We start from the raw sequence: 25,448 nt of genomic DNA on the forward strand, positions 1-25,448 counted from the left end.
AGTGCCAGTAGTACGGTGCCAGTAAATAGGCCACCTTCTATCCCCAACTCCCGGAAACTCCCTGGCACAGCCTGAAATGTGGATAACTTTCTGTCTTTCAATCAAAATATACCCTGTACAGGAGGTACGAGCGTTAAAAATCTCTTCTGTGAAGAGATTTAGCAAAGTAGCCAGGCTGCGGGCTGGGAAACTTCCGATTTTTCCCTTTTCTTGCAGTAACCTTTTAGTAGAGAACTACTACGCCAACTTTTATAGCATCCTTCTGGGCATAAACCCGGAAACCCACCTGTCACCCATTCTTAACTGGATGAAAAAGGTTTTATTAGGCTTCCTGTTCACAGCCTTCTTCCTACTTGCGGCTCAGCTTCAGGCGCAGACTGTCTATATCACGAAGACAGGAGCGAGGTTCCACAAGGAATCCTGCCGCTACGCCAAAACAGGCTGGGCTTCGGATCTTGCCACCGCCAAAAAGAAAGGCTTGACTGCCTGCTTGGTATGTAAGCCTTCCAGTACAGAAACGAGAGAGGCCAAGCCAATCCCGCTAAGATCAGAACCAAAAAAGGTAGAGCCAAGCAAAGAAACTAAACCAACCCAGACAGCTTCCTCTCAATGCAGAGCCACCACAAAGGCAGGAGCTAGATGTTCTCGGAAATCTGCTGCTGGAAATAGCTATTGCTGGCAGCATGAGGGGTAGAGAGAGATATAGTCATATACAATTAAGTAGAAGTAATAGGGTAGAACAGGGAAATTCATTTAATCTACCTAGCATTCAAGTTATTCCTGTTTGAAGTAGTCTGAAAAATGCATTAATAAATTAATCTTTATGAGTTACGATTATTCAAGTCTTCACGAAATTGACGAGTCTACAGAGTATACAAGAAGCTATGATACTAGATACATAGCAGAGATTAAGCATTTAGGCTTGGGGACATACAGGGTTTTAAAGGATCTTGATAGTTACATCCTGGACAAAAAGATTGAAGCTCAATTTTTTAAGTGGGATGAACAGTGGAATAAAGTAGAGCTCAGAAATAAAGCAAATTCCGAAAAGGAAAATAATTTAAGTACAGCTGAGGAAAAAAGTTTAGAGGCTAAAACGCTGCAAGATGCTGTCTCAAACCTTCTTCATCATACACTGGATATTGATGATACTGTAGACTGGGAGAGTTTGAAGGATTTCAGAAAATTCAAAATACCTAATCCCATAAATGGATTAACCAGTGAATTGAAAAAGCATAAGGAACCAACCCCTCCCGTTTTTAGAGAAAAAAGTGCTCAGCCGCAAAGTTCTTATTTTAGTCCAAAGTTATCCTTCATTGATAAAGTCATTCCGTCATTTAGAAAAAAGAAGGAAGATAAAGCAAATCAGGAATTTGAAATGGCGTTGGAATCATGGAAGAAAAGCGTACAGGAGACGGAAGCTTATAATGTTTCCTTGCAATCCGAATTCGAAAGAAAACTTTTAGCTGTTGAAGATGGAAAAGACAAGGTAAGGTCTCATTTCAAAGAATTGGAAAAAGAATGGCTATTGCAGCAAGAGGAGCATTATGCTAATCAAAAAGAGCATAATGATAATATAGACATTTTAAAAGGAAGGTATTTCTCTTGTGATCCAAGGTCAGTTATTGAGTATTGTGAAATGGTACTGAATAACTCAGAATATCCAGATAGTTTTCCGAAGGATTTTGACATTGACTACAACCCCGAAACAAGAATCCTGTTGGTAGAATATGTTTTACCGTCGCCATCTCAAATTCCAACTTTGCTAGATGTCAAATACATAGCTACCAGAAAGGAGCTAAAGGAATCTCATTTGTCAGAGGCACAAGTTGCACGAATTTATGACGAGTCGATTTACAAAATTACCTTGAGGACAATACATGAGCTTTTTGAAGCGGATCAGGCCGATGCTTTGGATGCGATAATATTTAATGGTTGGGTTGAAGCAATCAATAAAGCCACAGGGAAATTAGTGAATAACTGTATAGTTTCCATTCAAGCTGGGAAACCAGAGTTTATGGAGATAAATCTTGCACATGTAGATCCCAAAACTTGCTTTAAAAATCTAAAAGGAATAGGAAGCAGTAAATTAAGTGGTATAGTAGCAGTTCAACCCATCGCTCAGATCAATAAAGAAGATAAGAGGTTTGTTTCTTCATATGATGTTGCAGACAGGATTAATGAAGGAAATAATTTGGCTTCCATGGATTGGGAAGATTTTGAACACCTTCTACGGGAAATATTTGGGAAAGAATTCAATTCAAATGGGGGAGAGGTAAAGGTAACTCAAGCAAGTCGAGATGGTGGAGTTGATGCTATTGCTTTTGATCCTGATCCCATAAGAGGTGGTAAAATTGTAATCCAAGCTAAAAGGTACACCAATACAGTGGGGGTGGCAGCAGTGAGGGATTTATACGGGACTGTACTGAATGAAGGGGCTACTAAAGGTATTTTGGTTACCACAGCCGATTATGGGCCGGACGCTTATGAATTTGCTTCTAATAAACCAATTACTCTAATGAATGGATCAAACTTACTTTACTTACTTGAAAAACATGGGCACAAAGCAAGGATTGATTTAGCTGAAGCAAAAAGGATTCAGAAGGGGCTTAATTAAAGATTTGGATTCACTGATGTTTTCAAGGAAATCATGCCGATTGTAAATTAGCCTTGGGCCAGCTTGTAGGGCAGGCAAATTCCACCCAGTCAGCACGAGTATTTTGACTACACCGAGAGGGGGGGTAAAATTGAATTTTTGTAACGAACCCATTATTATATCATACTATTTAATACAGGTTAAAAATCATAAAATTTATTATGAAAGAGCATTTAGAAGGCGTTAGATGCGTAATCTACAAAAATGAAAAGTATTTACTTGCGCAACATAGTAAACCGTTGCCAGAAAACTACGGGAAATGGTCTCTCCTAGGTGGCTTAATTCAACCTGAAGATGCTTCTTTAGAAGCCGCATTGCTACGTGAAATTTATGAAGAGACTAAGACAGAGCTAATTGATTTAATTTTCATAGGAGACAGAATTTACAGGAATAGGCGGTATCGCATATTCGCAGCAAAACCCAAGAATGATATAACTTGGTATGATACAAACGAAATCTCGCAGATTAAGTGGTTTACATTTACGGAAATTTTAAAGCTTAGGGATGATAATCTTTTGCACACAGGATTTGAATTTAATTGTGTTAGTGAGCTTATAACACGACGAGAATACATGAGGAAAGACTCTGCAGCGCTTGACCCTCTACATCAGGTCCAAAGGTATTCTCGCCTGCAAGAAACATATAGTAATCTCATCCAATTAATAACTAACGAAGCTATAATTACTCTTAATAGAACAAATAATTTTCTATTATTTAGTAGTGTCTTTTTTGCAGGATACGGCCTATTATTTCAACAAAATGCCAAGAGTGAGCTTGCTCAGGTAAGCATAATCCTAAGTGTATTATCTGTAATTGGCATAGCCATGTGTTTTCTCCACTCAGTATCTATTGCAAGGTCAAAAGAGGTAGCCAATTTCTGGAGAAGTAGCATTGGACTTATTGAGGACGACATCGATTTTTGGCATCCGATAAAATCAAGATTTGATAACGACCTTGATATTTTTAAAGCTCGGAAACGTTATCTTGACGGCATAGAGACAAGGCAGCACCTTTCCCCATTGAGAAATAGAAACAGTCCTCTCCCAAAAATTGCTAAATGGCTTCTCACCGCTATGCCTAGTTCTGATAAGATATTTATTTTCTGGATACCAGGATTTATGCTAGTTCTGTGGGTGTTGTGTTTGGCTCTTGGTCTTCGACAATTAGTATCCACCTCTCCAAGTACATCTTTAACCAGTCCTATACCAGCTATAGTTTTGGATCAAAAAGAAACTGATAATATGAGCGAATTAAAAGAATTAAAAGCGACCGTAGCTTTCTTCAAATCCAGTAATGGTATGAGCCAACTTCTTACTCTTTAGCCCATTTGGGGCAGAGCCGATCGCCTCCTCTTCAAGAAGAGCCCGTCCCGATGAGCACAGCGATATCGGGACGGATGGGAGGAGGTACTTCCAGATGCTCAAGGAAATCTGCTGTCGGATGTAGTTATTGCTGGCAGCATGGGAATTAAGTTGGATCACGTAGAAAAAAGGTCAAAAGATAGTAAACCGTAAAAAGCGATAGTAAATATATTTAAGCGGCTAATGTCGGATACCCTCAAAATAAAAGAATAGAGACAGGTTTAATAAAATATTATCTTTAAGGATATTGAGGAAATAACCGCAATTGCTGTTATAACATGTTACCCAACATTTAAGAACGAATGAGCATAATACGACCAAGATTGACAGATTATCACAATATTCCTTTGACACAAGAGGATGTCAATTTTGCTATTCCATTCATTGACGAAGATATACCTCTATATGTTGACCCATTCTTGCTTTGGAAATCACCATCAATGCAAGACAACTCTTTACATCTTTTAATTACAAATAGCTTTAATCATTTGGGATATTTGTTTACTAGTGGGAGAGAAAAAGAAGCCTTAGAATTACTAATAAGGGCATCTGAATGTAACGAAGTTGGACTTGGAAATTCAAAAAGCAAAACAGGTAAAAAAATTGGTGAGAAGTTGGCAACAAATGTATTAAGCCCTTTTACTTTAATTCCTGAATTGAAGAAAAGTGGATTTACTCATTTTGAAGAAATTCAGCTTTTGATTGACAACTTTTCAAAAGACAGGGTTAGTGATATTGCTTGTAATTTTATTCAGTCATTCTTAATTGACTTTACTATTGAACAATCTGAAAAATTCGGGATACCAATAGAAAAGGTCACACTTCAAAATGTTTATAGTCCCAAATCTTTTAAGTTCAGTGAGGAGGTCACTCACTTACCTGTAAACCCTGAAACCAAATCACCAATTCTATTTGTGCCTAAGCGATGGTTGAAATACGTTCCTTGGATAAACACAGATGATTATTTTACTAACTACTACATCAAAAATATTCATAATCCTAATGAAGAATTTCCTGAAAGGGTTAAACTTTTAGATTTCAATCGGCATAATTATGACATTGTCAAAGCCTATACAGCAATAAAGGAAAAAACTATTGAAAATTGTAAAAACGACCCATTATTTAATCAGATACCAATAACTTCTGCTAAAAGGAAAATATCCACCATTACAAAACTACCTACCGGGAAAACAGATAATGCTGATAGAAAGTATGAAGATAATGTTTGCCTATTAATGGCATCTTTATTATACCCTCATTTAGATTTTGCAAAGGAGCAGAGCAGAACAGATTCAGGTGTGCAAATAAGAGATATGATATTTTATAACAATCAGACAAGTGACTTTCTTAAAGAAATTTATGAAACGTATGATTGCAAGCAAATTGTTATGGAATTGAAGAATGTGAAAGAAGTAAAGCAAGAGCATATTTTACAGTTGAACAGATACCTTAAGGAGCAGTTTGGAAGATTTGGAGTGATTATAACTAGAAATCCACCTCCAACTAAAGTGACAAAAAACATAATAGATTTATGGTCTGCTCATAGAAAGTGTATTCTTGTACTCGATGATTCTGATTTGAAAATGATGACAACAGTTTTTGAGAGTAAGCAAAGAAATCCTATTGAAGTAATTAAAAAGAAATATATAGAATTTACGAGGGCTTGTCCTTCTTAAAATGGAGAATATGAAGGATGAAGAGATTGATGTTTTCGAAAAAACAATTAGCCAACTTGAAAGTCTGCATTTTGAGATTTCTATATTATCGAAGAAATCACAAAATGATGCACTCAATACATTCAAACTCAAACTTGTAAATCAAGTTTTAATACAGTCAAATAGAGTGCTCGGAAAAGATTATAAACCTTTTTCTGATTTCGAAAATTTTGATGAGAATGATCTGCCTTCTAATAGTGACGTAGCACTGGTGTTATCACAATACCTTAATTGCATGGAGAGTTTTCGCGAGAAAAATATCTTTTCAAAAGTTGACTATTCCCACGGGAGAATTGATAAAACTTATTGGTACTGGAATGACACCAAAAGAGAAACATATCCACCTAAAAATATTAAAAAATAATGGCTAAAAAAGAATCTTTACCAACTGACAAACAAGTTGTTAATTTTGAAATGCTTAATGAACTAGCAGATTCAATTTATACGGAAATGAAAGAATTTTCCAAGAAGAAACCTGATGATGCACTAAACGCATTTAAGGTAAAAAATGTTAATAGAGTACTTACTCAGTTAAAAGAATTTTTAAAAGATGAGCCAACAGTAAACTTTTTAGACTTACTTGATGATGAAACGCTTCCAACAAATAGTGATGCTATTTTGATAATAGGACAGTTTAAAGCATCAATGGATAATTATAGAAACAAATATACTAACACATACCGTAGGTGGAAAACTGTTGAAAACCCTGAAGGTCATTCACGAGATTAAAAAATTTGAATTAAATGAAGCTTTCAACTTCGTATCAAGTTTTGTGCTGGCAGACAGTTTTCGTCTCCGTAATCGCCAACTTCTTATAGCCGCCAAATGTTATGCACAATGATAAAACAACTATATGGAAAATAACAACTTAAGCCCAATAGAACATAATTATCCTGCTCAGTTATCAATATTTGAAGCTGGATTAGTAACTTTTTTAGGAAATCATAATTTGCCGACATCTGGCATATTTGTTTCTGTTGATGAAAGATTACGAGTATTCAATAATATTGATTATGTTATAAAACTATTAGATCCTCAATTGTCATCAAAATCAGTTTACCTATCTAAATATTTAGCAGCAACTGCCGCAGGGTTATTTGACGCAGCACTTAATTATTTATGGGATGAAACGATATTACAATTAAGAAAAAGAGTTGCGCATTTTGACATTGAATACTTTTATGATAACGCAGTTGGAGGAGAAAGAAGAAGTAATTTTAGAACTGAAGAAGATTTGATTAAACTCCAAGATAGTGAACTAATTCAAGGTTCTAAAGAAATTGAGTTAATATCTGAAATTGGACATAAACATTTAAGTTTAATAAACTACATGCGAAATTGGGCCAGCGCTGCTCACCCCAATCAAAATGAAATAACAGGTTTACAGTTAATATCTTGGTTAGAGACTTGTATAAAAGAAGTAATCGCCATTCCATTACCAAAAGCGGCAGTAGAAATTAAAAAATTACTCTCCAATATTCGCAAAAGTGCAATTGAAGCTAGTGATGCCGACGAAATTGGCGTGTTCTTAACCGAACTGCATCAAGATCAAGCTGACACGCTCGCAGCCGCATTTTTTGGAATATATACAAGAATTGAAACTGAAATATTCATTAGGAACAATGTCAAATTATTATTACCTTTAGTTTGGGGAGCTTTAAACGATGATACCAAAGATGGCTTCGGAGTTAAATATGCCCACTTTTCCGCTAATCACCAAGCACAACAAAAACAGTTAGCAAAAGAGTTTTTAGAAATAGTTAATGGGCAAAAGCATATACCAGATGATTTGCGAATCCCAGAAGTTGAAAATAGTTTAATCAATTTGATTAATGCTCATAGAAATATGAATAATTTTTATAATGAGCCACCCTTCGCGAGAGCACTATTAAGGGTTATTGGAATACCGCCAAAGGTGCCTAAAAAATTAAACAAGCAATATGTACTATCAATTGTGGAATTATTTATTACAAATGGTAATGGTGTAACTAGAGATGCACAGCCAATTTATTTAGGTTGCATTAGAAATTTTGACAGCAGACAAGCGACAATTGCCTTATTATCTTTTCTTGACGACAACATTACTAATAGACTTCAATTTTCTTTGTGCCAAAATAAATTTAAAGAACTATTAGTCTTTTTACGTCCACAAATAACTAATGCCTCAACAATCGAATTACTTGATTTAGTAGAAAAGTTTCCTGGCAGGTTGGATTTTTTAAGAACTGATAGCAATATAAAAAGGGCTTTAAAAAATCTGGAAATATTGCTTAAATAATCAATCACTTTGTATAAGCACCTACCTAAAAGTAGTGGTTCAGTGGTTATATCAAGCTTTTTGCGTATGGCAAAGTTTGTACTTGGTTGAAAGACTAATAACTGATTAAAATGAAAGTGGATAACAACTGATATTTAGGGTTTTGTGATTTGTTCGTCAGAACCATTTGAGCGAGGACGAAATTCCTTTCCATGACACAATGATCCTTCAAAATGTTAAACTTACACTATGAATCTATTTGCGAACCCGATCACAAAAGTTCTTCATGATAATTGGTATCAGAAAATAAGCGATAGATTCCCTGAACTTCAATTCTCCGATAGCAACATTCTCTCATTTATAGACTACATCGAAAATAGTCCGCAAAAATTCTACTCGGCAAAGGCTTACCAGTTTTATATGGAACTTCTGACTGATCTAAAAAGATCAAATTCAGAACTTCTAAAACAATTTATCACACAGAATCAAAACGCAATAAGCCGGGCTACTACTAGCTTGAATGAAATCAACAAGAAGCCAATTCATGATGTGTTTCTTCCAGAAGGAGATCTTCAGCTATACAAATTCATTGATAAGGATATACACTACAATTATTTACGATTACTAGAGGGTCCGTACTTTGTTTACATATCTCTAATAGCAAAGTATTCAAGAACAAAAAGAGGAAAAAAAAATGAAGGACTAGACCTTTTCAATTGTGTTCAAGAAATTGAAAAGAATGCTTCTTTTATAACAGATGCTTATGAAAATACAATTAGAAACGGAATAGCCCATGGGAGCGTAATATTTCAAGATTTTAATCTCATTTATACGGACAAAAAGGGTAATAGCGCTAAAATTTCCAAAAGAGAGATTGTCAAAAAATTTGATTACTTGGTAGATATTTGCAATGGTTTTACACTTGCTTTCCAAGCCTTCATTTTTACGAATCTAGATTTTTTTGATAGAAACTCAATCTCAATTCCTCAATCGATACTTCTAAGGGAATTGAAATTTCAATCTGATGGTCCAGCTTGGGAAGTAACTGCAACCTCAGAAAGCATAACAATTGATAACAGGAGCCAGTTGATAATTTATGTTGAAAATTTCTTTCGGGACTATAATAAGGTTCAATTTAATAGTTTCAGAACTGCATATTTAGCAACCAAATTCACGAATAATTATGAGCGCATTTTCCTGCATCTTGACTCCAAATATTCAAGCTTTGGTAAAAATGGGTGGGCAGCATTTGATGGGATTAGAATGAAGGAAAACATTCTGAACAATTCTCCACTGGAATCTTATATTGGAATCATGGAGAATAATGGTGTGATGTTCGTTCCAAAAATTAAATTGCCTAAAATATTGTACAAATTAGGTTCACTAATGATGTCCATAAAAGTCATTATACCACTGACATTAAATGCATATTTTGAGAACATTTCACCTAACCCTTTTTTAATAAGAGAAACTAGAATTCATTCAAAAGGAAAATTTGCGGTCGTGCAAGATCCGAGCGTAGTCGTTAAAGAAAATTTCTGTATTGAACTTGAATCTTTAATTCGCACTAACTTCAAAAAAATTATAAGGAAGGTCAAAAGGTATTCTCGTCAGGAATGTAGCCGACTATCTATATTGAGGTATTTGCCAATCAAGCACATCCGTGTGTTTGTCTATCAAGATGATAAAAGAGTTAGATCTTTAAGAAGTTCTGGATTAATCCCAGAATTGATCTGCACAATCGAAGTAAACACGACCAAAAGAATAAGAACGGTTGACATTATCGGTGGAACTCCTGAACAGTATGGAAAATATCGAATCGTCTGGAACAGGAACTGGATAAATGAATGCAATAATGGGGAGTTTTAGCTAAACTCAATCCTGCCTATGTAGTACCAAGAGGCTCGGGTACAAAACACTCCCTTCCCCTCGTCAGTTATCACATACCTCTGCCCTGGACTATTCGGTGACTTTCAGAATTGCCAAAGCGAGATTTTTACGGCTCAATATAGTGGTTTACGGATAGTTTGCTTTCAGTACCATCCTTTTTGATAAATGTCTTTTTTTGGAAAGTTAAATATCCAGTATCGACAAGATAAAGAAGGCTTTTTGTAGCCTTTTCGCTGATGACTTTTATTTGTTGTTTTTTAAGTTCTTCCACTACTTGAATTACTCGTTTCTCTGATTCAAAGTACTTATTTTCAACTAGTAAAGTACGAATTTTGAAAGTGAGACTTTTCTCATTCTTCAGGTTTACAAAGAAATTTGGGTTATGACCGTTAGTGGTTGTGAAATTTTTCAGGTATTCGATTCCCGCTTCAGTCTTTTTAAGCTTAAAATTTGAATTGTAAACATCGGCCTCAGTAATTCCTAGTTTAATGGCAAGAGACTCGGCTATTGAATCACTAATTGACCTTCTCCCTTTTCTTAAAGAATACATATGATCAGTGGAAATTTTAAGAAATGCTGCCATTCCAATTGGAGTGAGCTCTAAGAATTTTATAAACTCTTTAAATCTTTGGGCGGAAATCTGGTCAAGAACTTTATTAATAGCTTCATCCATGACCAAATGGATTAAATTATTTAGTCTAAAAAGTGGTCAAAATGTTTTTGATCTTACATTCTTTACTTATATTTAGACACTTAAGAAAAAGTGAAGGACTTATCCTTCTACTTGGCATTAATCAAATGAGTCTCGACTGCAATTCCGACAATTTGTAATAGGACGAGACGGTAGGTTAATGCTCAAGGGATTATTATGCGTACTTTCGTATGCACTATAGCTCTTGGGCCCTATCGATATCGTTCTTAGAAGGCGTCGGAACCTTGTGATGCGGTAAAAGTAGGTGCCCAGGCTATGGTGCTCCATTTTATCGTTATAAAGACTCGTTTTACCATTTTTCATTACTGATGAAAACGAGCATGATTGATTTACTTCCTTTTCTGTTGCAGACAGTAGCCTGTAGGATCCACAGGATGGGAGCGTATGCTCAGTTGGTAAGCGGGTCAGTTTGTTCTCCCCCGATAGCTATCGGGGCTATACCTATCGGAGCCTATTATTCATTACCAGAGGAGCAGGGCATTATCGCTTCAGATCGCCTGTATCCCCTGAAGCCCAAGAATCCTATATAAAGGCTTCACTTTTAAGACCGTGTCCCGATAGCTATCGGGAGGGGAGGTGCACATCCCTGAGCAGATCGGTTACCACGCACTCACGTCAGCAAGCTCACAGTAGCCGGTAGAGCTGACACCATTTAGTTATTAGTTATAACAATTGCTGGTTGCTCGGTTGGAGCAAGGTGGAAGGACTATGCCTTGTGATAAGTAGCAAGCCTGCCTGCCGTAGGTAGGTAGCAGGTATCAAGTAGCAAGAGGCTAGAGTCAAGAAGCTAGAGTCAAGACTTGGTAATATGCACGTCATTGCGCCTGTCCGCCGAAGGAGGGAGGAAAGACACGCGACGATAGGAGAGTGGCTTGACAAAGCAATCTCATAGAAGTTAGTGCTGAGTACGCTGAGATTGCTTCTCCGCCTGTGGCGGATCGCAATGACGGTGCTCGCACCCGACATCTGGTTTTCAGATTTCTGACTTTAGCTTTCTGACTTCTCTATTCTGCTCACTGCGACTGAGATTGCTTCGTCCTTCGTCCTCCCGCCACTGCGGACAGGCGCAATGACGGTCACACTGACGACTGAGATTGCTTCGTCGTACCTCCTCGCAATGACGGTACTCACTTCGGTCTCCCGTCTTCGGTCTTCCAGCATAAAAACATTAAAAGCACATGAAATGCCTGAAGCAGGATAGCTATGTCTAATTCTATCTCAGTTGAAGGCATTCCATGAGGCCATTAAAAAACAATTATAAATCTCATGAAAAAATTAATACTCATCTGCTTACTGGGATACCTATGCGTACCCACAAGCACACTCCCAGCACAAGTTGCTGATTCACCCGGGGCGGATTTTCTTCATAGGTCGGGCTTGCCTGCCGTAAAGCAGGTGCCTGATGAATTACCACTCGACACAGTGGTAGGCCCCATCGTCTCCCCTGAACAAGGAGACACCCATCGGGGCGGGGTCACCCGCTCCGATACTTTGCCGGAGAATAGTGGTTTGGTTGATCACTCCGGGCAAGGGCAGGAGGGCGTGAGCTCTTCTGCTGAGGTGGGGGAGGCTGCTCCGGTGGTTATTTATGGGGAGGTTAGAAGTCCGCTGGATCAAGATCAGGTCACTGTCACCCTCTGGGGGCATTACCTCGATCAGCAGGAAGACAAAGGACTGGGAGAAGACTCCGATATTGAGCTTTCTCCAGGGGTTTTTTATCACGGTTCATTAGGCAAAAAAACCTTTGATTTCATCAGCTCTCCCATTTCAGAAACTGCTTACCTCTCGCTTTCCATAGGTAGTGCAGTTATCCTTGACAGGTTTCTTATCCAGCCGGGAGACAGTCTCCGGCTTCTGGTAGACCAAATCGGTGCTAAAGTTGAATTTGCAGGTCCTGCCGGACCGAAATTTAGAATCCAACAGGATCTTGTACTGGCACAAAATGAATTCAAGAGCAGCCTGCCACCCATATTATTTACCAAAAGCAAAGAATCATACCTCCAAAGGGGCACTAATGCGAGTTCTTATGAAAGGGCTCATACCAGGTCCAACAGCATTCTTCCATTGCTGGAAATCCTGGAGCGATCAGACCGGTCTATTGCTTACTTGGGCAAGGTTATGGAGCTGGAAGCCAAAGCCCATCCAGGGTGGGGGATTCTCACAGCCAATAGGGATGTCTTTCAGCCTGATTTCTACAGGATATTGGAAGCTGAACTGCTCGGCAAAATCGGGCTTTTGAAGGTGGGTGCATTTAACGCCGTTTATTCATCCTCTCCAAGAATGGACTCATTGTATCGTGCAGGAATCATGTCGCTGACTATTCCTGAAGAGCTGAACGCTAACCATTTCGCGTCTCCCAGCTTTCTGGATTTTATATTTGAATATTGTACCGCGCGCTCTGTAGTAGAGAAAATTTCCGTATTCGACCTATATCGCACATTCCCTTCACAGTTTACAGACAGGTTGATGGCAAAGTATATTGTCAAATACCACAAACTTATACCTGACCCCGAGCCAAAGTTCAGAGAAGTATTGCAGAGTGTTAAGGATCCTTGGGTGTATAATTTAGTAGCTGAGCTGTATTCCAGTTTTAATGTGGGGGCGCCTTTTCCTGATGTTGAACTTTTGACAGCGGAGGGGACTACACTGAATACCGCGGACCTAAAAGGTAAATTTCTGCTCTTCGATTATTGGATTTCCGGATGCGGCGCCTGTGCAGGTCTTTATCAGAACTTCCTGGCTGAAGTAGAGGATTACTTTCAGGGCAATGGAAAGGTACGTATCGTTACCATCAATACTGACAGGAACCGGAAAAGCTGGACCGATGCGCTCCAGACAGGAAAATACACCTCAGCGGAGAACATCAATCTCTGGACAGGAGGAAAGAAACATGAGCTGCTTTCACATTATAATATATTGGCTTTTCCTACCATGATGCTTGTCGATCCTGATGGTAACCTGAATCAGGCAGGAAACTTCCCAAAGACAGCAGCCGGGATGATAGAGCTTCTTGAAGGGAAATTACAGGGCCACTTAACCTCGGAACAATGAAAAGAGGTTTAGTGATGAGCATATTCTTATGTTTCCTGTTTGGGAATGTAGATGCCCAAGAGCAGAACGGCGGCCTGTCGGTAAGGGGTGTGGTACTAATTGAAGGAGAAGATACACCACTGTCCGGGGCAATCGTCAAAAAGAAGGGAGATGATAAACTGGCAGTTGCTGATAAAATAGGGCAGTTCGAGCTTTGGTTAGATTCCGGAAGCCATATTTTGGAAATCAGTTTTATTGGGTTTAAGTCAAAGGAACTTCAGGTCACCTTGCCTACAACCGATGAGTTGGTCATAAGGCTGGAGCAAGACGAAGTGGAATTGGGGATGCACGAGGTAGTCTCCACAGGCTACCAGCAGCTTCCCAAAGAACGGGCAACCGGATCTTTTGTCCAACTCGATCAAGAATTGGTTGACAGGAGAGTCAGTACAGGTATTCTGGATAGGCTGGAGGATGTTACTTCCGGTGTGATTTTCAATAGAGATCGTTTTGGAGGTGGGTCAGATCCCATTTCCATCCGTGGGAGAAGTACCATCTTTGGCTCTGCCATGCCCCTTATTATTGTTGACAATATTCCGTACGATGGATCTCTGGAATCAATCAACCCAAATGATGTCGCAAGTATCACTGTGCTGAAAGATGCGGCGGCGGCATCCATCTGGGGCGCCAGAGCAGGAAATGGGGTGATTGTCATTACCACGAAAATGGGTAAATATGATCAGCCTACGACCGTGTCTATTACTTCCAATTTAACGGTAGTTGAAGCTCCGGACCTCTTCTATAGTCCTCAGATGGAGATAGCGGATTTCATAGAGGTAGAAAAGGTATTGTTTGACCGGGGCTATTACAATGGGTTGATTGGTGCTGCCTCTAAGCTTCCTCTTTCTCCGGCGGTAGAGACATTCATCGCTGAAAATACCGGAGGAATTTCCCAGGCCGAAGCACTACGCAGGTTGGAAGGCTTCAAAACTTCCGATTCCCGTAGAGATCTGAGGGATTACTTCCTCCACCGGGGGCTTAATCAGCAGTATGCAGTGAATGTGTCAGGAGGTGGTGAGCGTCAGCGGTTTTTATTGTCAGCAGGGTTTGATTCCAATCTGGATAATGTCCGGCCAAACAACATGCGGAGGGTGACGCTTCAGGCACGCCAGGACTTGAAACTTCTCAATGACAAAATAAACTTCTCAGGCGGGATATATTTTGTTTCATCTTCCAGGGAGTCCGGTACGGACTTACCTGTGATGTATCCGTATGAGCGTCTGGTAGATGAGGAAGGGATTTCCATGCCGATAATACGTGATTATAATACCCGGTTCCTAGGCCAGGCGGAAGAACGTGGACTCACAGACTGGAGGTACTTTCCTATGGATGAAATAGGCTTGTCCTCTAACAAAAGCAACTTAACCGATATCAGGATTAATACAAATCTGAAGTATAAGTTCACGGATTCCTGGAGTTCAGAAATCTTATATCAGTATTGGCGAAGTTTGGGCCAGCAGAGATTCCATAGACCGGAGGAGAGTTATTTCGCCCGTAACCTCGTAAACAGGTATACCCAATTTGATGACAGCGGTGAATTGTATCAGGCGGTTCCACAAGGAGGGGTTATGGATCTTTCTAACGGCACGTCCCGTAGCCATAACCTGCGGATACAGTCTGTCTACCAAAATTCCTGGAGTGGTGCCCACCAAATAAACGGTCTTGCCGGATTTGAAATAAAGGATATGCAGGGGGCTTCAGATGGCAGCCGCGCTTACGGGTATGATGATGCATTGGGCTTGAGTATCCCTGTGGATTTTGTGACGCAGTATAGGCTGTCCCATAGCAATGGCTTGTCAAGAATCCCCTCCAATCATTCTCATAGCGGTAGCATAGACAGGTTTGTTTCCTACTATGGAAATTTTGGGTATGAATATAAAAGCAAATACCTCTTTTCTGCCAGCTTTAGAAAAGATGCCTCCAATATCTTTGGGGTGTCTACCAACCAAAAGGGAGTTCCCCTTTGGTCTACAGGTGTTTCCTGGGTACTCAGCGAGGAGAGTTTTTATTCTGCTGACTGGATGCCCTATTTGAAATTAAGGGCCACATTCGGATACAATGGAAACGTAGACCGTTCGGTTAGCGCGTTGACATCTGCCAGGTATAGCAATACCACCAATTCCTCCCCGGTGCCGGGAATACGATATGCATCTATTGTCAATCCGCCCAATCCGGAGCTTAAGTGGGAGCGTATTGGTATCACCAATATAGGACTGGATTTCGAATCCAAGAACAGTAGAATTGGGGGAAGTATTGAATTTTATACGAAGAGGGGAGTTGACTTGATTGGTTTGATGCCCTTTCCTCCTTCTTCCGGAGTCACCCAATTCAGGGGAAATTATGCAGATACATATACCAAAGGATGGGACGTAGTGTTGAATACGGTCAATATAGACAAGGGGATTCTCTGGAATACCAACTTTTTATTTAGTTTCTTAAAGGATGAAGTCACCAGGTACGACACGCCTAGTGCAGTGTATCAATACCTGGGCACAGAAACTACCCCAATGGAGGGGAAACCTTTGTACGCTATTTTCAGCTATCCATGGGCTGGACTGAATGGGGATAATGGCTTGCCGATGGGCTATCTGAATGAGGAGCCCAGTACAGAATATAGCCAGATATTAGCTGCTACCACGCCTGAAGACCTCGTCTTCCATGGTTCAGGAAGACCTCAGGTTTTTGGAGGAATTAGGAATACGGTAGCCTGGAAGGGATTTAGTCTATCCATGAATGTGACATTTAGAATGGATTATTACTTCAGGAGAGCGTCTGTGAATTACTATGACCTGCTCAGTGGGAAAATAACCCATAGTGATTATGCTATGAGGTGGCAAGAACCGGGAGATGAGGCGAAAACTCAGATCCCGGCTATGCCCCAGAGTGCAGATTTCAGCATGGAGGACTTCTATTCCAATTCTTCCATACTGGTAGAAAGAGGAGACCATGTCCGTCTTCAAGATATCAGGTTCGGTTATCTCACAGACCGATCAAAACTAAGTTGGCTGCCATTCCAAAAAACAGAGTTATATATCTATGTCAATAATATAGGAATACTCTGGAAAGCGTCCGACTATCAGCTCGATCCTGATTTTCCAAGTATGCGTCCTTTACGGAGTATTGCTTTAGGTGTTCGACTGGATCTGTGATACTCACCGAACCGGTAAATGGTTTATTAATTAAGTAATCCCATACTAACACTATAAGATTTACCGGTTAAGCAGCATTGCTCATAAAAGGCGGGGATTCGAAAGCCGAGACTGGGGAACCCCGCCTCAATCCTACAAGGCTGCTTACCAAAATTATGCGCTTTCAAAAATCACTATTCCACTCGCTGCCAAATGCGGCAGCATTAATTCTATATAGTTATGAAATCGAGCATGACGAGAACGTCACACACTGGGATGATTATCAAAAATGCGAGATTCCATCCCGTCCGCCGCGGCGGATCGGGACAGGTAATGACCATTAAAATCAAAATATAAACACATGAAAATCTTTTCAATACTTCTCTTATTCTCCATACTCCTCTCTTCATGTAGTGAATACCTGGATGCCAAACCGGATAAATCTCTGGTAGTTCCTTCCGAACTTGAAGACTTACAAGGTCTTTTGGACAACACAAATGTGATGAACAACAGCGGGTCTTTGGGACTGTTGGCCTCTGATGACATCTTTACAGTTGATGCCGGATACCTGGCATTTTCTTCGGAATGGATGCGAAGAGGCTACATTTGGCAGGACGATTTATTCATAGGTGAAAACTTCGTTTCTGATTGGATCCGTCCCTATCAACAAATCTTTTATTCCAATGTAGTACTCGAGAGTTTAGACAAAAATCCTGAATCGAATAGCCCTACTTTTAACCAGGTACAGGGAAGTGCATATTTCTATAGGGCATATGCCTATTTTGGGTTATGTCAGGTATTTGCACCAGCTTATCTAGAAAATGGGAGTGGAGCATTACCGGGAGTTCCTATCAAGCCTGATTCCAACGTGAATGACCATCAGGCCTTGGCTGAGTTAGCTAAGAATTATCAATTGATAATTGACGATTTAAACCGATCTCTGGAATTATTGCCTGATAAAGCTGACTATTCGACCAGACCTTCGAAGCAAGCGGCCCACGCAATGCTAAGTAGAGTTTACCTTTCTATTGGCAATTATGGGCAGGCGGAGTTCCATGCTGAGGCATCACTTTCCATAGGAAATGACTTGGTAGATTTTGAAGAAATTTTAAGCACAAATTCATTTCCTATGGCTTCTGCCCGGCACTTGATACCAAGGATGAATAAGGAGATTGTGTTTTTTGATCAGTTAGTGTCAGATAGCTACCTCTCGAACGCAAATTTTTTCGCGGATACTACAGTTATTAACTCCTATAAGGAAGGTGATATTCGCAGGCTGGTTTTCTTTTACCTGAATCCGTCCACTGGTGGGAATAATTTTGTGGGGCACTTTACAGGTAACTTTAGGTATTTCAACGGGATCACAGTTTCGGAAGTCTTGTTGAATAAAGCTGAGTGTCTAGCCCGAAAAGGGGATGGGGAAGGAGCAATAGCTACGTTGGAAATTTTAAGAAGTAGCCGCTTTGAGGAGAGCAAGTATAGTCCTTTAGCTTGGGAAGATGGAAATGTTCTAGATGTGGTGTTAGAAGAAAGGAGAAGGGAATTGATTTGTAGAGGGTATTTAAGATGGATGGATCTTAAGCGGCTAAGTTTTGACCCCAATTATTCTAAAGAAATTATAAGGGTTATAGAGGGTCGCAATTACAGGCTCGATACAAAAAATAGTCCAATGCATTTTCCCATTCCCCAAATGGAGACGGATTTAAATGATCATATAAACCCCTAAAAAAGGCCGGGTGATGTCACCCGGCCATAATTCCAATTACTTTTATGGAATTGGAATAAGTCCTGAACCAGGTAAGAATCTTCCGGTAGCGTCCATGATTGGAGCGCCTTGGTCGGCTTCTGAGTACAGGCATTGGCCTGACACGTTTTGACATTGGTATTCATCCGGGTTCGTACCTTCTTCTACGTTCGTGACATCATACCAAGTGACCCCGTTATCTGTAGTTCCGTAAAAGGAAGAGTTCATAGGAGTGGTAAACGCAAAAGCGGCTACCACAGCAAGCGAAAATACACCTCCGCGTAGGAGGTTGAGGATATTTAATTTCATAAGATTATAATTGTTTTTTAATTGACTTATGGAATCTCGCATAGCGGATTATTATTTCTCCGTGTGATCCCGTACGTACGGGATCATGCTCGATTTCATTTGTTTAAATTTGTATAGTTACAACTTAATATCCGGTCGCTTTGGTATATCTGTCTGACTCGGATCCGGACAGATCTACCTTCCGAGAGGGGTGGCCGGTTATTTTTTGCCCCCTGCTGTTGCCAGGCACCCACCTCGTGGGTTCACTGGCTGTGGGTGTTAGCTAATTCATAATGGGTTTGGTTGTTTTGATTTTATTAAATGGGATTGCATTATCCAGCCTACAGCTGCAATGGCCATCAAAACCAGATTTACAAGCAAATGCTCATTCCAGTCCAGAGAGGATAGTATTCCACCGCAGGAACATGGTATTCTCCCGAAAACCCCGGTAAGCACCAGGGCTACATATCCTGTAAAGGCCGCCATCAGCACAAAGCTTATCCCCAATGCGGCTTTTCTGGTCTTTGGCAGTAGCAATATCACCGCAAGCGATACTTCTAAGATGGGTAGGCCATACAGGAGTGGTAGGGTCATCCAGTCCGGAAATACCTGTCCTTTTACAGCCCTCAGCGTTCCGCTCCAATCATACACCTTACTCACCGCCGTATAGGCAAAGAGGGCGGCCAGCAGCCAGGCGGCTCCTTCGGCTAGGACTGAGGTAAGGGATATTGGGCTTTTCATTTTTATACTGGATATAGTAAAGATGTTATATCTGCATTTTGGTTGGGTTAAGCTCCCGCCCAAGGTCGATCCCCGGCACAGAAGTGAATTTGGGAGCTTCTGTTTGAGTATCGGAAAGGGCAGGAGCAAGGTAATTAACCATACATCCAACCCAAATGGGAACAAGCCTAAGCCTGATTCCAGGAAGCTAGCCGGATGCCCCTAAACGCTATAAGAAAATTAGTGATCTGACTATCAGTGTGCTACGTCAAATGAGGGTGTTTGGTATTTTCTTCCTAAAAAACCTTCATTTGAGGGTTTTTTGATCTAAAAATTGGGGAAACTCTCTTTTTTGCTTGGATGGAATAGGAGTTAACAATAAATTAACATTCAAGAATTAGTTGATTTTTTGACTGGATTCTTAAAAAAGCTTTTCACCCTACTGTTTTGATTTAGTACACTTTACTGTTATAAAAATGGAAAAGCGAATGTATATGAACCAGCTTATTGCTGATTACAACAGGATCAGGAAGTTCTCGGATGAGTCTTATGAGGCAGTTTTTCAGAGACTCATCCTACGAAAAGTATCCAGGGGAGAGATCCTCAAAAAGCTAGATACGGTGGATATCAAAAGCCGCTATATCTGTGAAGGATACCTGGGATTGTATCACGAGGAAAAAGAGAGGAATATGCTCTTTAGTGTTTTCGGCAAATCCGATGTGGCATTTGATGACCTGTCCTTCAGAAGCAATACGCCTTCCAAGACTATGCTGAAAGTCCTGTCAGATACAGTTTACCTAGGATTCACCCTGGACGCAGAAACTGAATTACTCTCCAAAAAGCCTGAATTCTATTCCCTGGCTCTGGAAGTAGCGCACCGGATAAATAAGCGGAATGTGGAGCAGCAAGAAATAAAAAAGAGAAAGTTTCAAGTGGGTTTCCCTCTCTTGCTCCAGAAATATCCCGGCTTAGGTCAGTACCTGAAAAATCAGGAGCTGGCAGACTTTTTCAATTGCAGTATCAGCACAGTAGAGCGGTATAAATATGCTATAATGAACAATCATGAAGGCAGTCGTTGAATTTCCCGTAGCCATTAATAGACATTGCAGGTCGCTGGACGTAGCGGTGCTCAAGTGGGCATGGGCAGCAGGATTGTTCGAAGATCCCGCCGAGCTGGAGCGTTGCAGACTGCAGAAGGTGAACTGGTTTGCGGGATATCTTTTTCCTGAGGAGATGCCCAAGCGGATGGAATTGATTATGAAATTCTTCCTCTGCCTCTTTTTACTGGATGATCTGCTGGATATCCGGATGGAGCCTAGCATGATTGAATTTCTGAAGAATCTGAAAGCAGGCAAATCCTTCCATGCCGATGCCAGGCTGCAAAGTTTGGGTAGCGCGCTTCTGCTGCTGCATCAGGCTATCCAACAGGAAAATGCTTTTTCCGGGGCCAAAGGGGAATGGGATATAGTCTGGTTTGATTACCTGGAAGCCCTGCAATGGGAAATCCAAATTAAGCTGGACGGCACCCCTCCGGCACTGAAAGAATACAGATTATACAGGCCTTTTGCCTCCGGTGCATACTTGGCGTTGCAGTTTCTCAGAAAGAAAACAGCGGGTCTTGCATGCGAAGCCGAGCTGTTGGAATACACTACAGTGAGGTACATCTGCCTATCCAATGACCTGGCATCCTATGAAAAGGAGCTGGCAATAGGCGATGTCCACAATGAAGTGATGATCCTTAGGGAAGATATGGGAGATGAAGCCCTCTTCCGAATACAGCAGGAAATAAACAGCCTTAGAAAAAGGATATTGCTCCTTGCCGGGCAGGTGTGGAGCCAATCGTATGGATGCAGGGACTGGATCCGTAGCCTCTTGCTGTTGGCCGGAGGAAGTGGAGCCTGGACGGCGGATACCTCCAGGTATAAGGGATATATCAATGGAAGTTCCGGAAGTCATTAAATGGAAGGAGGAATATCATGTTCAGAAAACGTGCTGTTATTTACCCCAAGGATGTGGTTTGCCTGACGGGAAGAAGTGAACGCTATGCCCAGATACTTCTGCACAAGGTCCGTGCTTTCGTAAACAAAGAACCCCATCAGTTTGTGACCGTTTCAGATTTTTCCCTCTTCTCGGGTATTCCCGAAGACATCATCCGCAACTACATGCTCTAAGTAAAAATGGGCCGGGGAAACTCCGGGAATTAAGTAAAAATACGGATAGATAAATGTCTGTAAAAACAGTACTAAAAGCGGGGTTTCACCGATACTCCTTCGATGCTCCTCCGATGCAGGTACAATAAACTGTCGGAGATGCATTGCAATAGGTACAGAGATTAATTGGGCAAAATACGTAGTTGGGTCTTCCTGGCCGATCTTGGGAGATTCCGGCTCGCCGAATAGAAATAATTTACACGTAATCTTTGACAATCATGGGAAAAGTAACAGACGGAGTACTGGGCGGGATTTCCGGTAAGGTGGGAAATCTGGTTTTCTACCAGGTAGATGGAGAGACGTTGGTCAGAACTAAGCCAGGAGGGAGAAGCGGCACATCCGCGCTACAGTCGTATAACCAGCAGGCCTTTGCGTTGGTACAGGAGTTTTTGTCCCCTATGAAGAGAGAGTTGGCGATTGGGTTCGCAGCATTTAAAATCGGCACCAAGCGGGGAATAGACAGGGCCAAGAGCTTGATGCTCCGGAATGGGATTTATCCGCAGGATGGTGTTCCTGTACTGCACCCTCAGAAAGCAATGGTCTCCTCAGGGGATCTGACAGGAGTGGAGGATGGAGTGCTGGGAGCTCTGGTAGCAGCGAGTTTCAGCATAGCATGGACACCCAATAGTTGGGATGGTTCTGCCCGCGATGGGGACAAGACTTTTGTGGCAGTCTATGACACCGCAGCGCAGCGGGTATTTTCTGTGAAGGGTGAAGCCTATAGAAAGCAGGGAACCCAGATGATAGCACTGCCCTGGGAACCTCTGGATTTGGGTGCTGGGGAGAGCGGGGTATATGTGTATTTTTCCTTTTACTCTGAACGCTCCTCCAAAGTAGTCTTTTCAGATTCGGTCTGTCTGGGGAGGTTAGGGGGATAAAGAATTGCCCGGTGCTCCACCACGCGCTACTCCTCGGACTACACGCTCTTTTCCAAAACAAGCACATCTACAAAATCCCCCTTGCCCCCTTTGACAGGGATAATTTTCCAAGTCAATATATGTGCTGAAGGGGGAGTTGCGCTGGTTTCCAGAACGCTGGTCAGAATTAGCGTTAGCCGTTCGTGACGACACGAACAGCGGCGTAGTGCTTGCTTGAGCTTCTATCTGTGCTACCTACACAAGACAGTTCATGTTTTTAGCACCTTGGTTTAGTGTTTAGGGAATGCCCTTGGAAGCATCCGGTTTATTGGAGGACAAGCCGTTGAAAATTCTTTCGGTGAAAGAATTTAGGCTTGGGCCAGGCTTGGGGGTGGTGAAGGCGTTAAAAAAACAAACTAGCTCGCGAGTGGGCGAGCGAGATCCGTTTGTTTTTAGCCTGACTATGAGCCAATAAATGAATTGTCCGCAGGCAATTCAAGGCTGATTTCGGGTCGGACAGTCCGTGGAGAAATCTTTCAGTGAAAGATTTTAGGACTGGGCCAGGCAGCGGATTGGCTTTTGCCTTGATACTTTTGCTCTTCAAAAGTATCGAAGAAAAACTACCTCAACTTTATCGATATTGGCCAATAGAGGAATTGAGGATTGATAAATACATACAAAAACCCTTTTCCCTACCTACGGTAGGCAGGCACCTCCTGCACTGACTCTCATTTTCAAATGATATATGTAGGCAGGCTTGTCTACCGTAGGTAGAAGACAATGGCCTTGTTTCCATACCCAACTCGCGCAAGTCTTTTGACTTATGCGGTGGATAATGCAGTCTCCGGACCGGATTTAGTTGATAGGTAAACTTTACAATTCAAACGCTACTTGGTGCTCGACTCCCGATAAGTGTTGCGCTGTTATCGTAGGATTTCTAATCCGACAATCCACAGACTCTGCCGCCTCCGCCCGGATCAATCCACTCGGACGGGCCTCTGGGGGTGCTTCATTTCTGCAGGATTTTGGAGATCAATCAATCTAAATTCTTACCACACACTACTAGTGAACTTTTAACCTTTAATCTCTTAACCCTTAATCTATCACCTGACACCCGTCATCAATCATCAATCATCGGACTTTTCTTCTGTCTTCCGTCTCCACTTATATAGACTCACATACTCTGCTGACCTCCTCGGGATAAGCCTTCGTAATATCACTATACCTCATGTCCGAGGAAATGGCCTTTTGGTCTTTTTTTCACCGGGTTAAAACCCGGTGCTATAAAATCTGCCATGCCTACGGCATTGCTCTGTTTCTGCAGGACTTTGGGAGATTATTCAATCTTAAATTCTCTCCTCACTACAGCTTAACCTTTAACTATTTAACTATTAACATTTAACCTATCACCTGACACCCGACACTGTACTTTTCTTCCGGCTCCCGTCTTCGGTCTTCTATCACCCCACCTCCAACAACACCACTAATCTTCCAATTTTTCAATTTTCAAATCCTTCAATCGAACCCGACTTTTCTTCCGTCTTCTGTCTTGCTGGCTTCAGGCTTCTTTTCTACAGGACTTGCGTATGGAATAAATCAATTCAAGTTCTCACCACGCTGTACAGGTTAACCTTTAACCTTTAATCTTTTAACCCTTAACCTCCAACCTCTCTGTGTATCTCTCATTCCCTCCGTGTCTCTCTGCGCCCCTTAACCTTTAACCCATAATCTTTTAACCTTTAACCTATCACCTGACCCCCGTCATCAATCATCCAACCCCCTTAACCCTTAACCTCCAACCTCTCCGTGTATCTCTCATTCCCTCCGTGTCTCTCTGTACCCCTTAACCTTTAAACTTTTAACCCTTTAACCTTTAACTATTATCCTACACCCTGCATCCAACCCCCAACTCCCTTAACCCTTAACCTCCAACCTCTCCGTGTATCTCACATTTCCTCTGTGAATCTCTGTGCCCCTTAACCTTTAAACTTTTAACCCTTTAACCTTTAACTATCATCCTACACCCTGCATCCAACCTCCAACCCCCTTAACCCTTAACCTCCAATCTCTCCGTGTATCTCTCATTCCCTCCGTGTCTCTCTGCGCCCCTTAACCTTTAACCCTTAATCTTTTAACCTTTAACCTATCACCTGACACCCGTCATCAATCATCAATCATCGGACTTTTCTTCCGTCTTCTGTCTTGCTGGCTTCAGGCTTCTTTTCTACAGGACTTGCGTATGAAATAAATCAATTCAAGTTCTCACCACGCTGTACAGGTTAACCTTTAACCTTTAATCTTTTAACCCTTAACCTCCAATCTCTCCGTGTATCTCTCATTCCCTCCGTGTCTCTCTGCGCCCCTTAACCTTTAACCCTTAATCTTTTAACCTTTAACCTATCACCTGACACCCGTCATCAATCATCCAACCCCCTTAACCCTTAACCTCCAACCTCTCCGTGTATCTCACATTTCCTCTGTGTTAACCTTTAACCCTTAATCTTTTAACCTATCACCTATCACCTGACACCCGTCATCAATCATCAATCATCGGACTTTTCTTCCGTCTTCTGTCTTGCTGGCTTCAGGCTTCTTTTCTACAGGACTTGCGTATGAAATAAATCAATTCAAGTTCTCACCACGCTGTACAGGTTAACCTTTAACCTTAATCTTTTAACCCTTAACCTCCAACCTCTCCGTGTATCTCTCATTCCCTCCGTGTCTCTCTGCGCCCCTTAACCTTTAAACTTTTAACCCTTTAACCTTTAACTATTATCCTACACCCTGCATCCGGCATCCAACCCCCTTAACCCTTAACCTCCA

The 25,448-nt window shown here is 41.3% G+C and carries 19 protein-coding genes; 16 read left to right on the forward strand and 3 right to left on the reverse strand.

The annotated features are described in order from the left end of the window. The first annotated feature begins 307 nt into the window (after nt 1-307). The 8 genes from ID165_RS01445 to ID165_RS01480 all read left to right on the forward strand — a co-directional run bounded on the left by ID165_RS01445 (nt 308) and on the right by ID165_RS01480 (nt 9,858). On the forward strand, nt 308-694 hold the full coding sequence (locus ID165_RS01445; protein ID WP_192348632.1) for a hypothetical protein: 387 nt from the start codon (nt 308-310) through the stop codon (nt 692-694). 129 nt (nt 695-823) lie between these two features. Beyond that, the gene (locus ID165_RS01450; protein WP_192348633.1) at nt 824-2,617 is read left to right on the forward strand and encodes a restriction endonuclease; all 1,794 of its coding nucleotides are present in this window, start codon (nt 824-826) and stop codon (nt 2,615-2,617) included. Between the two features lie 200 nt (nt 2,618-2,817). After that, nucleotides 2,818-3,978: an NUDIX hydrolase gene (locus ID165_RS01455; RefSeq protein ID WP_192348634.1), complete on the forward strand. Its 1,161-nt coding sequence runs from the start codon at nt 2,818-2,820 to the stop codon at nt 3,976-3,978. Between the two features lie 341 nt (nt 3,979-4,319). Then, complete coding sequence (locus tag ID165_RS01460; protein WP_192348635.1) at nt 4,320-5,693, forward strand: hypothetical protein; 1,374 nt, start codon at nt 4,320-4,322, stop codon at nt 5,691-5,693. A gap of 10 nt (nt 5,694-5,703) precedes the next feature. Continuing rightward, on the forward strand, nt 5,704-6,096 hold the full coding sequence (locus ID165_RS01465; protein ID WP_192348636.1) for a hypothetical protein: 393 nt from the start codon (nt 5,704-5,706) through the stop codon (nt 6,094-6,096). Then, nucleotides 6,096-6,461 carry a hypothetical protein gene (locus ID165_RS01470; protein ID WP_192348637.1) on the forward strand — a complete coding sequence of 122 codons (366 nt, stop codon included), beginning with the start codon at nt 6,096-6,098 and terminating at the stop codon, nt 6,459-6,461. The genes ID165_RS01465 and ID165_RS01470 overlap by 1 nt, the downstream gene beginning before the upstream one ends. Before the next feature lie 124 nt (nt 6,462-6,585). After that, entirely contained in the window at nt 6,586-8,010 is a 1,425-nt protein-coding gene (locus ID165_RS01475; protein WP_192348638.1) for a hypothetical protein, read from the forward strand. 228 nt (nt 8,011-8,238) lie between these two features. Continuing rightward, a complete protein-coding gene (locus ID165_RS01480) occupies nt 8,239-9,858 on the forward strand; it encodes a hypothetical protein (RefSeq protein ID WP_192348639.1) in 1,620 nt (539 codons plus the stop codon). A gap of 127 nt (nt 9,859-9,985) precedes the next feature. Here ID165_RS01480 and ID165_RS01485 read toward each other — a convergent pair whose 3' ends face one another. Next, nucleotides 9,986-10,552 (reverse strand): hypothetical protein, encoded by a 567-nt coding sequence (locus ID165_RS01485; RefSeq protein WP_192348640.1) that lies wholly within the window; start codon nt 10,550-10,552, stop codon nt 9,986-9,988. A 347-nt stretch (nt 10,553-10,899) separates the two neighbouring features. On the opposite strand from ID165_RS01485, the gene ID165_RS01490 reads away from it, so the two are divergent. The 4 genes from ID165_RS01490 (at nt 10,900) to ID165_RS01505 (ending at nt 18,532) form a co-directional block, all read left to right on the forward strand. After that, nucleotides 10,900-11,121: a hypothetical protein gene (locus tag ID165_RS01490; protein ID WP_192348641.1), complete on the forward strand. Its 222-nt coding sequence runs from the start codon at nt 10,900-10,902 to the stop codon at nt 11,119-11,121. 736 nt (nt 11,122-11,857) lie between these two features. Then, nucleotides 11,858-13,642: a thioredoxin family protein gene (locus ID165_RS01495; protein ID WP_192348642.1), complete on the forward strand. Its 1,785-nt coding sequence runs from the start codon at nt 11,858-11,860 to the stop codon at nt 13,640-13,642. Beyond that, nucleotides 13,639-16,827, forward strand: a complete 3,189-nt coding sequence (locus ID165_RS01500; protein WP_192348643.1) for a SusC/RagA family TonB-linked outer membrane protein — start codon at nt 13,639-13,641, stop codon at nt 16,825-16,827. Before ID165_RS01495 ends, ID165_RS01500 begins: the two co-directional genes overlap by 4 nt. A 340-nt stretch (nt 16,828-17,167) precedes the next feature. Next, nucleotides 17,168-18,532, forward strand: a complete 1,365-nt coding sequence (locus tag ID165_RS01505; protein WP_192348644.1) for a RagB/SusD family nutrient uptake outer membrane protein — start codon at nt 17,168-17,170, stop codon at nt 18,530-18,532. 42 nt (nt 18,533-18,574) lie between these two features. Here ID165_RS01505 and ID165_RS01510 read toward each other — a convergent pair whose 3' ends face one another. Both ID165_RS01510 and ID165_RS01515 read right to left on the reverse strand, forming a co-directional pair. Next, entirely contained in the window at nt 18,575-18,859 is a 285-nt protein-coding gene (locus ID165_RS01510) for a hypothetical protein (RefSeq protein WP_192348645.1), read from the reverse strand. 267 nt (nt 18,860-19,126) lie between these two features. Beyond that, on the reverse strand, nt 19,127-19,579 hold the full coding sequence (locus ID165_RS01515) for a MauE/DoxX family redox-associated membrane protein (protein ID WP_192348646.1): 453 nt from the start codon (nt 19,577-19,579) through the stop codon (nt 19,127-19,129). Between the two features lie 455 nt (nt 19,580-20,034). Between ID165_RS01515 and ID165_RS01520 the strand changes: the two genes are divergently transcribed. From ID165_RS01520 to ID165_RS01535, 4 genes are all read left to right on the forward strand, one after another. Continuing rightward, nucleotides 20,035-20,637 (forward strand): hypothetical protein, encoded by a 603-nt coding sequence (locus ID165_RS01520; protein WP_192348647.1) that lies wholly within the window; start codon nt 20,035-20,037, stop codon nt 20,635-20,637. Beyond that, nucleotides 20,621-21,517 carry a terpene synthase family protein gene (locus ID165_RS01525; protein WP_192348648.1) on the forward strand — a complete coding sequence of 299 codons (897 nt, stop codon included), beginning with the start codon at nt 20,621-20,623 and terminating at the stop codon, nt 21,515-21,517. The genes ID165_RS01520 and ID165_RS01525 overlap by 17 nt, the downstream gene beginning before the upstream one ends. A 17-nt stretch (nt 21,518-21,534) precedes the next feature. Beyond that, nucleotides 21,535-21,729, forward strand: coding sequence for a hypothetical protein (locus ID165_RS01530; protein WP_192348649.1), 195 nt, complete (start codon nt 21,535-21,537; stop codon nt 21,727-21,729). A 257-nt stretch (nt 21,730-21,986) separates the two neighbouring features. Beyond that, nucleotides 21,987-22,646: a DUF6266 family protein gene (locus ID165_RS01535; RefSeq protein WP_192348650.1), complete on the forward strand. Its 660-nt coding sequence runs from the start codon at nt 21,987-21,989 to the stop codon at nt 22,644-22,646. Nucleotides 22,647-25,448 lie beyond the last annotated feature (2,802 nt).

It is taken from the genome of Algoriphagus sp. Y33, assembly GCF_014838715.1.
Classification (GTDB): Bacteria; Bacteroidota; Bacteroidia; order Cytophagales; family Cyclobacteriaceae; genus Algoriphagus.

Excerpts from the sequence above, each read along its gene's own strand:
- ID165_RS01500 (WP_192348643.1), top strand. The coding sequence starts at position 13,639 with ATGAAAAGAGGTTTAGTGATGAGCATATTCTTATGTTTCCTGTTTGGG.
- ID165_RS01490 (WP_192348641.1), top strand. The coding sequence starts at position 10,900 with ATGAAAACGAGCATGATTGATTTACTTCCTTTTCTGTTGCAGACAGTA.
- ID165_RS01485 (WP_192348640.1), bottom strand. The coding sequence starts at position 10,552 with ATGGATGAAGCTATTAATAAAGTTCTTGACCAGATTTCCGCCCAAAGA.
- ID165_RS01520 (WP_192348647.1), top strand. The coding sequence starts at position 20,035 with ATGGAAAAGCGAATGTATATGAACCAGCTTATTGCTGATTACAACAGG.
- ID165_RS01505 (WP_192348644.1), top strand. The coding sequence starts at position 17,168 with ATGAAAATCTTTTCAATACTTCTCTTATTCTCCATACTCCTCTCTTCA.
- ID165_RS01480 (WP_192348639.1), top strand. The coding sequence starts at position 8,239 with ATGAATCTATTTGCGAACCCGATCACAAAAGTTCTTCATGATAATTGG.
- ID165_RS01450 (WP_192348633.1), top strand. The coding sequence starts at position 824 with ATGAGTTACGATTATTCAAGTCTTCACGAAATTGACGAGTCTACAGAG.
- ID165_RS01460 (WP_192348635.1), top strand. The coding sequence starts at position 4,320 with ATGAGCATAATACGACCAAGATTGACAGATTATCACAATATTCCTTTG.
- ID165_RS01455 (WP_192348634.1), top strand. The coding sequence starts at position 2,818 with ATGAAAGAGCATTTAGAAGGCGTTAGATGCGTAATCTACAAAAATGAA.
- ID165_RS01535 (WP_192348650.1), top strand. The coding sequence starts at position 21,987 with ATGGGAAAAGTAACAGACGGAGTACTGGGCGGGATTTCCGGTAAGGTG.
- ID165_RS01515 (WP_192348646.1), bottom strand. The coding sequence starts at position 19,579 with ATGAAAAGCCCAATATCCCTTACCTCAGTCCTAGCCGAAGGAGCCGCC.
- ID165_RS01470 (WP_192348637.1), top strand. The coding sequence starts at position 6,096 with ATGGCTAAAAAAGAATCTTTACCAACTGACAAACAAGTTGTTAATTTT.
- ID165_RS01475 (WP_192348638.1), top strand. The coding sequence starts at position 6,586 with ATGGAAAATAACAACTTAAGCCCAATAGAACATAATTATCCTGCTCAG.
- ID165_RS01525 (WP_192348648.1), top strand. The coding sequence starts at position 20,621 with ATGAAGGCAGTCGTTGAATTTCCCGTAGCCATTAATAGACATTGCAGG.
- ID165_RS01510 (WP_192348645.1), bottom strand. The coding sequence starts at position 18,859 with ATGAAATTAAATATCCTCAACCTCCTACGCGGAGGTGTATTTTCGCTT.
- ID165_RS01495 (WP_192348642.1), top strand. The coding sequence starts at position 11,858 with ATGAAAAAATTAATACTCATCTGCTTACTGGGATACCTATGCGTACCC.
- ID165_RS01465 (WP_192348636.1), top strand. The coding sequence starts at position 5,704 with ATGAAGGATGAAGAGATTGATGTTTTCGAAAAAACAATTAGCCAACTT.
- ID165_RS01530 (WP_192348649.1), top strand. The coding sequence starts at position 21,535 with ATGTTCAGAAAACGTGCTGTTATTTACCCCAAGGATGTGGTTTGCCTG.
- ID165_RS01445 (WP_192348632.1), top strand. The coding sequence starts at position 308 with ATGAAAAAGGTTTTATTAGGCTTCCTGTTCACAGCCTTCTTCCTACTT.